11 protein-coding genes and 2 pseudogenes are annotated in these 12915 nt (G+C 54.5%); 9 read left to right on the plus strand and 4 right to left on the minus strand.

Annotated features, from left to right (window positions below):
• Positions 1-64: 64 nt before the first annotated feature.
• Entirely contained in the window at positions 65-2698 is a 2634-nt protein-coding gene (locus EGY08_RS26600) for a PqiB family protein (RefSeq protein ID WP_004122010.1), read from the minus strand.
• Positions 2667-3950 carry a membrane integrity lipid transport subunit YebS gene (yebS, locus tag EGY08_RS26605; RefSeq protein ID WP_032741884.1) on the minus strand — a complete coding sequence of 428 codons (1284 nt, stop codon included), beginning with the start codon at positions 3948-3950 and terminating at the stop codon, positions 2667-2669. Before yebS ends, EGY08_RS26600 begins: the two co-directional genes overlap by 32 nt.
• 132 nt (positions 3951-4082) lie before the next feature.
• Here yebS and EGY08_RS26610 point away from each other — a divergent pair.
• From EGY08_RS26610 to htpX, 4 genes and pseudogenes are all read left to right on the plus strand, one after another.
• Positions 4083-4596: pseudogene (locus EGY08_RS26610) on the plus strand (GAF domain-containing protein).
• Positions 4597-4677: 81 nt separating this feature from the next.
• A complete protein-coding gene (gene proQ, locus EGY08_RS26615) occupies positions 4678-5361 on the plus strand; it encodes an RNA chaperone ProQ (protein WP_004122005.1) in 684 nt (227 codons plus the stop codon).
• A 19-nt stretch (positions 5362-5380) separates the two neighbouring features.
• Positions 5381-7429, plus strand: a complete 2049-nt coding sequence (gene prc / locus EGY08_RS26620; RefSeq protein WP_004122004.1) for a carboxy terminal-processing peptidase — start codon at positions 5381-5383, stop codon at positions 7427-7429.
• A gap of 237 nt (positions 7430-7666) precedes the next feature.
• Entirely contained in the window at positions 7667-8548 is an 882-nt protein-coding gene (htpX, locus tag EGY08_RS26625; protein WP_004122003.1) for a protease HtpX, read from the plus strand.
• 74 nt (positions 8549-8622) lie between these two features.
• Here htpX and EGY08_RS26630 read toward each other — a convergent pair whose 3' ends face one another.
• Positions 8623-9996: an MFS transporter gene (locus EGY08_RS26630; RefSeq protein WP_123829173.1), complete on the minus strand. Its 1374-nt coding sequence runs from the start codon at positions 9994-9996 to the stop codon at positions 8623-8625.
• Positions 9997-10173: 177 nt separating this feature from the next.
• Between EGY08_RS26630 and kdgR the strand changes: the two genes are divergently transcribed.
• Entirely contained in the window at positions 10174-10965 is a 792-nt protein-coding gene (gene kdgR / locus EGY08_RS26640) for a DNA-binding transcriptional regulator KdgR (protein ID WP_004122001.1), read from the plus strand.
• Positions 10966-11009: 44 nt separating this feature from the next.
• On the opposite strand, the gene EGY08_RS26645 is transcribed toward kdgR, so the two are convergent.
• Entirely contained in the window at positions 11010-11249 is a 240-nt protein-coding gene (locus EGY08_RS26645; protein WP_004122000.1) for a YobH family protein, read from the minus strand.
• A gap of 159 nt (positions 11250-11408) precedes the next feature.
• Here EGY08_RS26645 and mgrB point away from each other — a divergent pair, with 159 nt between their 5' ends.
• The 4 genes and pseudogenes from mgrB (at position 11409) to cspE (ending at position 12901) form a co-directional block, all read left to right on the plus strand.
• Positions 11409-11552 (plus strand): PhoP/PhoQ regulator MgrB, encoded by a 144-nt coding sequence (mgrB, locus tag EGY08_RS26650; RefSeq protein ID WP_002911375.1) that lies wholly within the window; start codon positions 11409-11411, stop codon positions 11550-11552.
• 74 nt (positions 11553-11626) lie between these two features.
• On the plus strand, positions 11627-11917 hold the full coding sequence (locus tag EGY08_RS26655; protein ID WP_004121996.1) for a YebO family protein: 291 nt from the start codon (positions 11627-11629) through the stop codon (positions 11915-11917).
• Between the two features lie 616 nt (positions 11918-12533).
• A pseudogene (locus tag EGY08_RS26660) lies at positions 12534-12679 on the plus strand (DUF2627 domain-containing protein).
• A 12-nt stretch (positions 12680-12691) separates the two neighbouring features.
• Positions 12692-12901, plus strand: coding sequence for a transcription antiterminator/RNA stability regulator CspE (gene cspE / locus EGY08_RS26665; RefSeq protein ID WP_001062678.1), 210 nt, complete (start codon positions 12692-12694; stop codon positions 12899-12901).
• Positions 12902-12915: the final 14 nt, after the last annotated feature.

The raw sequence follows: 12915 nt of genomic DNA on the forward strand, positions 1-12915 counted from the left end.
AACGAAAAAAGGGGGCGTAGTTTACCACAAAGGCTCCGGCGGCGGACACCGGAGCCTTTTACGCTTAGCGCGGCAGGGCGGTGCCCCATTCGCGCCACTCTTTCGGTTCGCTCTCCAGCAGCAGGAAGTGTTTGCCATCCTGCGCTTTCGGCGCCAGCGGCGTACCCGGAGGCGTCGCAAACGCGATGCCGCCGCGAATGAACTGATTAAAGGTACCGGTTTTCACCACCCCGCCAATCAGGCCAAAGTCGAGGCTATAGCCGGAAGCCAGCCAGAACACCGAGTTGTTGCGCACCAGATACTGATAACGCTTGCTGATACGCAGCTGTACCATCACGCGATCCGACATCGAACCGAGCATCAGACCGGTCACCGTGCCGACTTCGAGCCCGCGGAACAGCACCGGCGTGCCGATACCCAGCGAACCCGCTTCCGGTACTTCGACGATAATGCTCAGGCCGTCGATATAACGTGAATCGCTGATCGTGGTTTCCTGAATTTCGAAATCACGGCGCGGTGAACCGCGTCCCGGCTCGACGTTGATATAGGCCTGGAAAAGGGTATCCAGATGTTCAACGCCCGCCGCGGAAATCTGCGGCGTAATCACCGAGAAACGCGTCCCGGCGCGGGCAAAGGTATTGACGTATTCCGGGTAGAGCACCGCTTTCGCCTGCACTTCGTTTTTCGCGGTAATTAAATTCAGCGACTGGATCTGGCCAATATCAATCCCCAGGTAGCGAATCGGCATCCCTTCGGCGATTTTACCGGCGTCGAAGGCGTGGAGGGTTATCTGCCCACCCACCGCGCGGGCAGCGGTTTCCGAAGCATACAGCACGCGTTTATTATCGATCCGCGCGCTAGCGCTGGCGCCGCTGAGGTTATCAAAGCTAATCGCGCCCTTCAGCGCGCGGGAAAGCGGGGAAGCCTGCACCGTCAGACCGCTACCGTTAAGCTGCACTTTGGCGCCGCCTTCGGCCCAGAACACGCTGTTGCTGGTCAGCAGATGGCGATATTCCGGCTTGATATGAATATTGATTTCAAAGGCGTTTTTGCGCGGCTGCACGGTGATGATTTCCCCGACCGCAAATTTACGGTACAGCACCACGGAGCCGGCCTGCACGTCCGGCAGCGTCTCGGCTGAGAGCGTAAGCGTGGTGGTCGGCAGATCGCTCATGCTGTTTTCCAGCGCCTTTTCCTGGTTCGCATACAGCGGATAGCGGCTTTGCATCGCCCCCTTGTCGCCCGGAATAATGCGGATCCCGCCGTTGACCCATTCGCTGGCGCTGGCGCCGAGGAACTGCACGCCGTCGATGCCGACTTTGACGTCAATCCGGCTGTTGACCACGAATTTGCTATCGCCGCGAACCAGTGAACGGTACTCCGGCATAATCGCTACCTGGAACGTGACGCCATCGGCATTCAGCTTGCGCTCCAGAACCTGGCCAATCTGGACGCCGTGCAGAATTAGCGGCTGCCCGGCGTCGATACCGTAGCTCTCCGGCGCGGTGAGCGTGACGGTCGCCACATCCGGTTCTTCCAGAATGGATTTATCGGCAGGCAGCACCGCAAACTGGTTACGCGGCTCACCTTCACCGGGGACCAGTTCAAAGGTGGTGCCGGTCAGCAGGGCGCTGACGCTGGGGTTATCCAGAGAGATTTTCGGCTTCTTCATCTGAATCAGCGTCTTCTCACGCAGCAGGCTGACGACGCTCGGATCGACGGTCATTTCGCCGGTCACTTTCCCGTCGGAATTGAGATTCATCTTGCTGAGCTGGCCAACCTCGAGTCCCTGGTACATCAGCGGCGTAGAGCCGGCTTTTAAGCCCGCGCCGTCGGGAAGATCCAGTTTGACCACCACCCCACGCTGACTGTGCGCCAGGTCTTCATATAAGTGATAATCCGTGTTCTGCTGAGCCTGCGCAGAGTCATCGGGGGAATCAAAGGCAATAGCGCCGTTCACCAGCGCTGAGAGGCTATCGAGCTGGACCTTCGCGCCGCTCAGGCTGACATCCGCTTTTACGCCGGAGACGTTCCAGAAACGGCTCTCTTTTTTCACCAGGTTCGTGAAACGGCGCTCGATCAGTACGTCAATGGTGACGCCCTGATTGTTCGGATTAATTGCGTAGTCATACACCCGGCCGACCGGAATTTTGCGGAAATAGACCAGCGAGCCGCTGGTTAACGAGCCCAAATCCGCAGACTTGAGATGAATCATTAGCTCGCCGTTATTAATGTGATACTTCGGCTGGGTGTCGAGAGCGACAAAGTGATCTTCAGGCTCGCCCTGACCGGGCATCATGCCGATATAGTTGCCGCCAACCAGCGCATCGAGGCCCGACACGCCGGCGAGAGAAGCTTTCGGCGTCACCAGCCAGAACTGCGTCTCCTTGCGCAGCGCATCTTTCATATCGCCTTTGACGCTGGCTGAAACCTCAATTTTGCTCAGATCTTTACTCAGCGAGATATTCTCGACCGTACCGACTTCTACTCCCTGATAGCGGATGGGCGTGCGCCCAGGAACGATACCGTTGGCCGACTGGAAGTCGATAACGATCGTCGTACCGCGATCCTGATAGCTGGTCCATATCAGCCAACCGGCAATCAGTAGCGCAATGACCGGCAGCAGCCAGAAGGGCGAGATGCGGCGTTTAGTTTTAATTTTGGCTTCAGTCGGCGAAGCGGGCGTTTCCTGACTCATGTGCGTCCCAAAGTAAGCGGCTGTCCAGCCATTCAACAGCAAGGATAGTTAATATTACCGCGGCGCCAAAATAGACCGCGGCGGGCCCCATCGTAAACGCGAGGAGCTGATCGCGGTTGATCAGCGACATGGTTAATGCGATGACAAAAAGATCCAACATAGACCAGCGGCCGATCCAGGTAATCAGCCGCAGCAGCAGGATGCGGGTACGTAACCCCTGTTCACACTTGAATTGTATGCTGACCAGCAGGGTAAACAATACAATAACTTTGGTGAATGGGACCAGAATACTGGCGATGAACACCACTCCGGCGATGGCCACGTTGCTGCTGGCCAGCGACATAATGCCGGAAAGAATAGTGTCGTCCTGGCGCGCGCCGTTGACGTAAATAATCGAGATTGGCAGCAGGTTGGCAGGCAGCAGGAAAACCATCGACGCGATCAGCGCGGCCCAGCTCTTTTGCAGGCTTTGGCGACGTCTGTGGCGCAGAGGCGTGTGACAGCGGCGGCAGCGCCCGCGGGAATCACGATGTCCGGTATAATGACAGCCGAGACAAACCTGGAGATTATTATCCGGCCGCAGCGCCGGGCGCTGGGGATAAAAACGCTCCCACAGCTCCTCAACGTTCATATGGATAAGCGTCAGGATGCTGAGCAGGGTGAGCGCGATATAGGCAATAAGCCCGATGCCGGGCTGCAGAAAGGCGTAATCTTGTACTTTGATGGAGGCGACGCCGATACCGACCAGGTAAATATCCAGCATCACCCACTCTTTGAGCCGCTCCAGCATCAGCAGTATCGGGCGCAGATTCATGCCCAGCACGTTACCCAGCCACAGGTAGGCGATTGAGACGACCAGCAGCACTGGCGCGACGACCGCGCAAAACAGCACCATCGCCGCCGTGAGCGGATCGCCCTGGCCGGTCATTTGCCAGATGCCCTGAAGGACGTTAGCGTCGATGCGTACGCCTAAGAGATGTAAACGCAGAAGCGGTTCGCTCCAGGCAAAAGGCATCAGCAGCAGCATCGCGATCGCCATACTGCCCAGTCGGGTAAGCGACCAGTCACGGCCATCGCGCACTTTGGCATTGCAGCGAGGGCACCAGGCGCTCTGATTCTTTTTGAGGACCGGTAAACGAAACAGCAGATCGCACTGCGGGCAGCGCTGATAGTGAGCGTGCGCAACAGGCGCACTGACCGAGTAGACGATCATCTTTTTTGCTGGCGTAACCCTGGGTGTTTTTAGTGGCATTTATAGCTTACAGAAATGAGTGTATCTCTCTATCTTAACTCAGGAATGAATTCATCTTGAGCATGAATGCATTTAAAGCTTATTTTATTAGGCTGTAAGTGTAAGGTAGTAAGACAACTAAGCGAATAAATAATGAACAAACAAGAATTCTACGCGGATCTGAACCGCGATTTTCAGGCGTTAATGGCAGGCGAAACCAGTTTTCTGGCCATGATTTCAAATACCAGCGCGCTGCTGTTCGAGCGGCTGGCTGAAGTGAACTGGGCCGGTTTTTATCTCCTGGAAGGCGACACGCTGGTCCTTGGCCCGTTCCAGGGCAAGCTGGCCTGCGTGCGTATTCCGGTAGGGCGCGGCGTATGCGGCGCTGCCGTCGCGCAGAATCGCGTGCAGCGGGTAGAAGACGTTCACGCGTTTGATGGTCACATCGCCTGTGACGCCGCCAGTAATTCGGAAATTGTCTTCCCGTTGCGGGTGAACGATCGAACTATCGGCGTCCTGGATATCGATAGCACAGCCTATTCCCGCTTCACCGCTGAAGATGAGCAGGGGCTGGCAGAACTGGTCGCGCATCTGGAAAAACTCATTTCTGCGACTGATTATCAAAAAATATTCACCCGCGTCGCAGGATAATCAACGGATAACGTAGCATTTACCGATGACGTCATTATAATGACGCCTGTTCATGCCTGCGGCTTGTTGGCTACGTCCGTTGTAATCAGGAAATTTCATGGAAAATCAACCTAAGTTGAATAGCAGTAAAGAAGTCATTGCGTTTCTGGCCGAACGCTTCCCTCAGTGTTTTAGCGCTGAAGGCGAAGCTCGCCCCCTGAAAGTCGGTATTTTTCAGGATCTCGTTGAGCGCGTTGGCGGAGAGATGAATCTCAGCAAAACCCAACTTCGCGCTGCACTGCGTCTTTATACTTCGAGCTGGCGCTACCTGTACGGCGTTAAGCCTGGCGCAGTCCGCGTTGACCTCGACGGCAACCCGTGCGGCGAGCTGGAAGAGCAGCATGTTGCTCACGCCCGCCAGCAGCTTGAAGAAGCAAAAGCCCGCGTTCAGGCGCAGCGTGAAGCGCAGCAAGCGAAAAAACGCGAAGCCGCCGCCGCCGCTGGCCAGCCGGAAGAGGGGGCTCGTCGCGAGCGTAAACCTCGTCCTCAGGCTCAGGCGCGTCGTAAAGAAGGCGCTGAGCAGCGTAAACCGCGCCCGGCACCAGCAGCCAAAGCGCCGCGCGAAGAGCGTCATACCCCTGTATCAGATGTGTCTGTATTGACCGTTGGCCAGGCACTGAAGGTGAAAGCAGGTAATAATGCAATGGACGCCACTGTCCTGGAAATCACCAAAGATGGCGTTCGTGTACAGCTGACTTCTGGTATGTCAATGATTGTACGCGCAGAACACCTGGTGTTCTGAAACGGAGGCCGGGCCAGGCATGAACAAATTCTTTAAGCTCACCGCGTTGGCGGGTCTGCTGGTAATCGCAGGCCAGTCGTTCGCCGTGGACGATATAACCCGGATTGATCAAATCCCCGTGCTGAAAGAAGAGCCGCAGCACGCAACGGTGAGCGAGCGCGTGACATCGCGCTTTACCCGTTCCCACTACCGCCAGTTCGATCTCGACAATGCCTTTTCGGCAAAAATTTTCGATCGTTATCTGAACCTGCTGGATTACAGCCATAACGTGCTGTTGGCCAGCGACGTGGCGCAGTTTGCCGCGAAAAAGAATCAAATCGGCGATGAGCTGCGCAGCGGGAAGCTGGACGTTTTTTACGACCTGTATAATCTGGCGCAGAAACGTCGTTTCGAGCGTTATCAATATGCATTGAAAGTGCTGGAACGTCCGATGGACTTCACCGGCAATGACAACTTCAACCTTGACCGCAGCAAGTCGCCCTGGCCGAAAGATGAGGCCGAGCTGAATGCGCTGTGGGATGCCAAGGTGAAGTTCGATCAGCTCAGTCTCAAGCTGGCTGGCAAAGATGATAAAGAGATTCGCGAGACCTTAACCCGTCGTTACAAGTTTGCCATTCGCCGTCTGGCGCAAACCAACAGCGAAGATGTTTTCTCGCTGGCGATGACCGCCTTTGCGCGTGAAATCGACCCGCATACCAACTATCTCTCACCGCGCAATACTGAACAGTTCAATACCGAAATGAGCCTGTCTCTCGAAGGTATCGGCGCGGTATTGCAGATGGATGACGACTACACGGTGATCAATTCACTGGTGGCCGGTGGGCCTGCGGCGAAGAGCAAAGCCATCAGCGTGGGTGACCGTATCGTTGGCGTTGGCCAGCCGGGTAAGGCCATGGTCGATGTGATCGGCTGGCGTCTTGATGATGTGGTAGCGCTGATCAAAGGTCCAAAGGGCAGCAAGGTTCGCCTGGAGATACTCCCGGCGGGTAAAGGCGCGAAAACACGGATTGTGACCCTCACGCGCGAACGTATTCGTCTTGAAGACCGCGCGGTTAAGATGTCAGTCAAAACCGTCGGCAAAGAGAAGGTTGGCGTGCTGGATATTCCAGGTTTCTATGTTGGCCTGACGGATGACGTGAAGGTTCAACTGCAGAAACTGGAAAAACAGAACGTTAGCAGCATCGTTATCGATCTGCGCAGCAACGGCGGCGGGGCGCTGACCGAAGCGGTTTCGCTTTCTGGCTTGTTTATTCCATCCGGTCCGGTTGTTCAGGTGCGCGATAACAACGGTAAAGTGCGCGAAGACAGCGATACCGATGGCGTGGTGTACTACAAAGGCCCGCTGGTGGTGCTGGTCGACCGTTTCAGCGCGTCGGCTTCTGAAATTTTCGCCGCCGCGATGCAGGACTACGGTCGCGCGCTGATCGTCGGGGAGCCGACCTTTGGCAAGGGGACCGTCCAGCAGTACCGTTCGCTGAACCGTATCTACGATCAAATGCTGCGCCCTGACTGGCCGGCGCTGGGCTCCGTACAGTACACCATTCAGAAATTCTATCGCATCAACGGCGGTAGTACTCAGCGTAAGGGTGTGACGCCGGACATCATGATGCCGACCGGAACGGAACAGCGTGAGACCGGCGAGCAGTATGAAGATAACGCGCTACCGTGGGACAGCGTCAATGCGGCAACCTACGTGAAATACAGTGACCTGACGCCGTTTGGGCCTGAGCTGCTAAAACGCCACGATGCGCGTATCGCTAATGATCCTGAATTCCAGTACATCATGAAGGACATTGCTCGCTATAACGCGATGAAAGACAAACGCAACATCGTCTCCCTGAACTACGCGCAGCGTGAAAAGGAGAACGAAGAAGATGATGCGATTCGTCTGGCTCGCGTTAACGATCGCCTGAAACGCGAAGGCAAGCCGTTGCTGAAGAAACTGGAAGATCTGCCGAAGGATTACCAGGAGCCCGATCCGTATCTTGATGAAACGGTTCATATTGCGCTCGATCTGGCCCATGAGGAAAAGGATCGGCCAGCGGTAGAGCCCCCGGCCAGTAAATAAATCCCCAACGGGCACACTAATTTGTGCCCGTTTTCTTTTCTGTTCTTGCGCAACTTTGCCGGCCTGAATTCAACAAAATGTCAACGCTATTGCCCAGCGTCAGCAATATGCTACAAAATGTAAAGTTGTGTCTTTCTCGTGACTTAGCGGGGCCTGATGGTTGAAAATTGGCGCTCTACCCATACCATGTGGGTAATCGCATAGTGCGTTTTGTTAAATCGAGGTTAAAAGAAAATTATGATGCGAATCGCGCTTTTCCTGCTGACCAACCTGGCAGTGATGGTGGTGTTCGGGCTGGTGCTAAGCCTGACGGGAATTCAGTCAAGCAGCATGACCGGGCTGCTGATCATGGCGCTGTTGTTTGGTTTCGGCGGTTCAATCGTTTCGCTGCTGATGTCGAAATGGATGGCGCTGAAATCGGTGGGTGGGGAAGTCATTGAGCAGCCGCGTAATGAAACCGAGCGCTGGCTAATGAATACCGTCGCGCAGCAGGCGCGGCAGGCGGGCATTGGTATGCCGCAGGTGGCTATCTACCATGCGCCGGATATTAACGCCTTCGCGACCGGCGCGCGCCGCGATGCGTCGCTGGTGGCCGTCAGCACAGGGCTGTTGCAGAACATGAGCCGTGATGAAGCGGAAGCGGTCATTGCGCATGAGATTAGCCACATTGCCAACGGTGACATGGTTACCATGACGTTGATTCAGGGGGTGGTGAATACCTTCGTTATCTTTATCTCGCGCGTTATCGCGCAGATTGCGGCGGGCTTCCTCGGCGGCAATCGGGATGAAGGTGAAAACAGCAACGGCAACCCGCTGATCTATTTTGCGGTCGCTACGGTGCTGGAGCTGGTGTTTGGTATTCTGGCGAGCATTATCACCATGTGGTTCTCCCGCTACCGCGAGTTCCATGCCGACGCCGGTTCAGCAAAACTGGTCGGGCGTGAGAAAATGATCGCCGCGCTGCAGCGCCTGAAAACCAGCTATGAGCCGCAGGAAGCCAGCAGCATGATGGCGTTCTGTATTAACGGTAAAGCGAAATCCATGAGCGAGCTGTTTATGACTCACCCGCCTCTGGATAAGCGTATTGAAGCCCTGCGCAGCGGCGAATATCTGAAGTAACGCTCCGTTCCCGGCTGTAAAAAAATAAAAATCCGCAACCTTCGGGCTGCGGATTTTTTTATGTCGATTAAGGGCTACAGCCTGGCGCGCGGCTGCGTGACGCGCAGCCCGCTGACGGCCGCGGCGACAACGGCAAGGATCCCTGCCAGCATAAGAGCGGTGTGGGTTCCGCTATTCCCTGACAGATTAAACAGCAGCGCCACCAGCGCGGCGCCGGTACTCTGCCCAAGCAGGCGCGCGGTACCCAGCATGCCGCTTGCGCCGCCGCTACGATGAGCCGGCGCTGAAGAGACGATGGTGTGATTGTTGGGCGACTGGAACAGACCAAAGCCCGCGCCGCAGAGCGCCATTCGCCAGATAATATCCAGATCCGTGGGGGCGGAGGGCAGTAAAGCCAGGCCGAACAGGCCACAGGCCATGACGAGAAGGCCAATCGCGCCCAGCAGCCCGGCGTGAACTTTCTCAATCAAATAGCCTGCCAGCGGCGCCATCACCATTGTGGCCAGCGGCCACGGCGTCAGGAGCAGACCGGTTTCCACCTCGCTGCGTCCCATCATTGACTGCAGGAAGAACGGCAGCGAAACCATGGCCAGCATCTGGGCGCAGAAGGAGCATATGGAGGTACAAATTGAAAGAGAGAACAGCGGGATACGCAGCAGGTCAATCGGCAACAGGGGGACCGGCATCCTGAGCTGACGACGGACAAAAAAGAACCCGACGACCAGCATGGCAACGATCTCCGCCGCAACCAGTTCGCCGGACTGGCCCTGGGCGAAACCGCCGAGAGCGGTAATCAGTAAGCCAAAGGTTAAGGCATTCATGATGGCGCTCGGCAGGTCGAAGCGGGTGACCTTGCTGCGGCCCACGTTGGCGGGCAGATAGCGTAACGCGAGAAGCAGGGAAATAATGCCCAGCGGAACGTTAATCAGAAACAGCCATTGCCATGAAGCCATCGAGAGAATCGCGGCGGCGATGGTCGGACCCGCCGCGGAGGAGACCGCCACCACGAAAGAGTTGATCCCCATTCCGCGGCCGAGAAAACGCTGGGGATAAATCAGGCGAATAAGCGCGGTGTTAACGCTCATCAGTGCCGCGCCGCCGAGGCCCTGCGCCACGCGCGCCAGGGTCAGCATTTCCAGGCTTGTGGAGAGGGCGCAGGCCAGCGACGTGAAGGTAAAAAGCGCCAGGCCGATTTTATAAATACGCCGATAGCCGACCATATCGCCGAGGAAAGAGAGCGGCAGCAGGGCGATAACAATGGCGATTTGGTAGGCATTCACTATCCAGATAGAGGATGCCGGGGAGGCGTTTAAATCGCTGGCGATGGTCGGTAGGGCGACGTTGGCGATCGCGCCATCCAGCACCGCCATCGACAGGCCTAATACAATGGTCAGAATGGCGCCGTAACGCTGCGGCAAAGGTAACCCATCGGAGAGGTTTTTATCCATGTGAGGTCTGTATCTTATCGGGGACTATTAACTGGGTAATAATTTTAGCATTGATTATTCAGCGGCATGTCGCAGATTTGTAACGAATAGGCAGAAGAACGATTGCGGGTCGCGGGATGCGAATTTATAATAAAAACCGGTTCTAATTTTTATAAAACAGTTGCGATGAGGTGATAAATGGCAGTTGCAGATTTGGATAAACAGCCAGATTCTGTCTCTTCGGTATTGAAGGTTTTTGGCATTCTGCAGGCGCTTGGCGAAGAGCGTGAAATTGGCATTACCGAACTGTCCCAGCGCGTCATGATGTCAAAGAGCACCGTTTATCGCTTTTTGCAGACCATGAAATCGCTGGGGTACGTAGCTCAGGAAGGCGAATCCGAGAAATATTCTCTGACCCTCAAACTCTTCGAACTTGGCGCGCGGGCTTTGCAGAACGTTGATTTGGTACGCAGCGCTGATATTCAGATGCGCGAGCTTTCGCGTCTGACGAAAGAGACCGTCCACCTGGGGGCTTTGGATGAAGACAGCATCGTTTACATCCACAAAATCGACTCAATGTACAATTTGCGCATGTACTCGCGCATTGGGCGTCGTAACCCGCTGTACAGCACCGCGATCGGTAAAGTGCTGCTGGCCTGGCGCGATCGTTCCGAGGTTGAACAGATTCTGGAAGGCGTGGAGTACAAACGCAGCACCGACCGGACCATCACCAGCACCGAAGAGCTGCTGGCGGTTCTGGATCAGGTCCGCGAGCAGGGGTATGGCGAAGATAACGAAGAGCAGGAAGAAGGGCTGCGCTGCATTGGGGTGCCGGTTTTCGACCGCTTCGGCGTGGTTATCGCCGGACTGAGTATCTCTTTCCCGACGCTGCGTTTCTCGGAAGAACGCCTGAACGAGTATGTCGCGATGCTGCACACGGCGGCACGTAAAATTTCCGAGCAGATGGGCTATAACGATTATCCGTTCTGATCGGGTGCGTGAAGCGGGCTACAGAATCTGTAGCCCGCTCGTGACTAGCCGTTATCAACAACCGTGGCGCTTTTACGCAGAATAGGGCAATCGGTGATGCCGATAATACCGCTGCTGGAATGAACATATTGTGCGGTACTGATGCCGCGAGCCGTGAGATATTTACACTGCAATCCCAGCCCTCCTGCGTTCTCACTGCTGCCCATTAATACACCATAACCGCTTAATAACACGCCAATCCACAAGATAGCCAGCACCACAATGGTACGAATGATCAATCGCATTGTTGCCTCATTATTTGTATTATCCTTGCGTCCATTCTGGCATGAACACCAGTTGAAACAAGTCTATGATTCCTAAACTTGCCTTTCGTATTACAGTTAGCCGCGGTTTAAGAAGGTCATGTTATCCTGGCGACATCTGATACTGATGCGGAGTGTGGAGTGAAAAAATTACGGTGGGTTTTGCTGATAGTCATCATTGCAGGTTGCTTACTGCTATGGACTCAGATGCTTAACGTAATGTGCGATCAGGATGTACAGTTCTTCAGCGGCATCTGCACTATCAATAAATTTATTCCCTGGTAAGACATTTTTAATATGATTGATTTTCTTCTGCTGCGCGGGTGGTAGAATAAGCGCCTTCTCTTTGAGGTGGTGAAATGAGTGAGTTACTAAATCCTGGGATTGTAAGCCTGGCATCCGTGGCGCTATCTGTTGTGCTGCTGCTTGTCGGCCTGTTGTTATGGTTTTTTGTTAATCGCGCCAGTTCGCGCGCCAATGAGCAGATAGCGCTGCTGCAGGCGCTGCTGGATCAGCAAAAGCGGCAAACCGCGCTGCTGCGTCGTCTCTGTGAGGCCAATGCGCCTGAGAAGGAGAGCGCCGCTGAACCTTCAGTAGCCGAAAAGGGAAAAGGCGACGACGATTTTATCCGTCTTGTTGCAGAGCGCTGATCCGACCGACAGGTGTGCACGTTTGCGGTGTGCGCCTGTATCTCACCCGGCTGTATAACTTAATCTTATCTATAAACCTCTTCAGCTTTTTCCGCGCGCACGGGCCAGCGGAAGCGGCTTTACCACGCCGCCTTATATTGCTTTGTTTAATTAATCAAATAAAAGAATAGTTGGACTTAACTGTCATCAGCTCTTCATTATTGTCGTGGAATATCAGTATAGACAATATTTTAAGCTCTTCAATTTACGTGTTTTGATATTATGAAATGCCCGCATTAAAGCAATTTTTCGTCTATCGTTATGAGCTTTTATATGCATCTTTATGCAGTGGTTTTTGTCTCCCCCCTAAAATTGGCGGTTTCACTGCGGCCGTGGGTGGGAGCACTGAAGTTGTTGAGCTGTGACGGATAAGTGGCCGCCAGAGAGGATATCCTGGGGGGGCAAGCAGGGCGCGATAAGGATAAGCCAGAGCGAGCAAAGTCGCATAAATGTGCAGGCGATCAAATGATTCCCTTATAATCTGTGCGAGCGATCGAGACCCGTCTAAAAATGGCTTGCCATTATTTACGTAGTATGTGATAACACGTTTCGGGTTAAACGAGGTACAGTTCTGTTTATGTGTGGCATTTTCAGTAAAGAAGTCCTGAGTAAACACGTTGTCGTTGAATACCGCTTCTCTGCCGAACCTTATATTAGTGCCTCATGCAGTCATGTGTCAGTTTTATCTATGTAAGCGCCCTACGGGCGAAGAAAACAGTCTAAGGAATTTTGCAAATGGCAAAGATTAAAGGTCAAGTTAAGTGGTTCAACGAGTCTAAAGGTTTTGGCTTCATTACTCCGGCTGATGGCAGCAAAGATGTGTTTGTACACTTCTCCGCTATCCAGGGTAACGGTTTCAAAACTCTGGCTGAAGGCCAGAACGTTGAGTTCGAAATTCAGGACGGCCAGAAAGGTCCAGCTGCAGTTAACGTAACTGCTATCTGATTTAAGACCACTGA

This window comes from Klebsiella sp. FDAARGOS_511 (assembly GCF_003812845.1).
Lineage (GTDB): Bacteria > Pseudomonadota > Gammaproteobacteria > Enterobacterales > Enterobacteriaceae > Klebsiella > Klebsiella grimontii.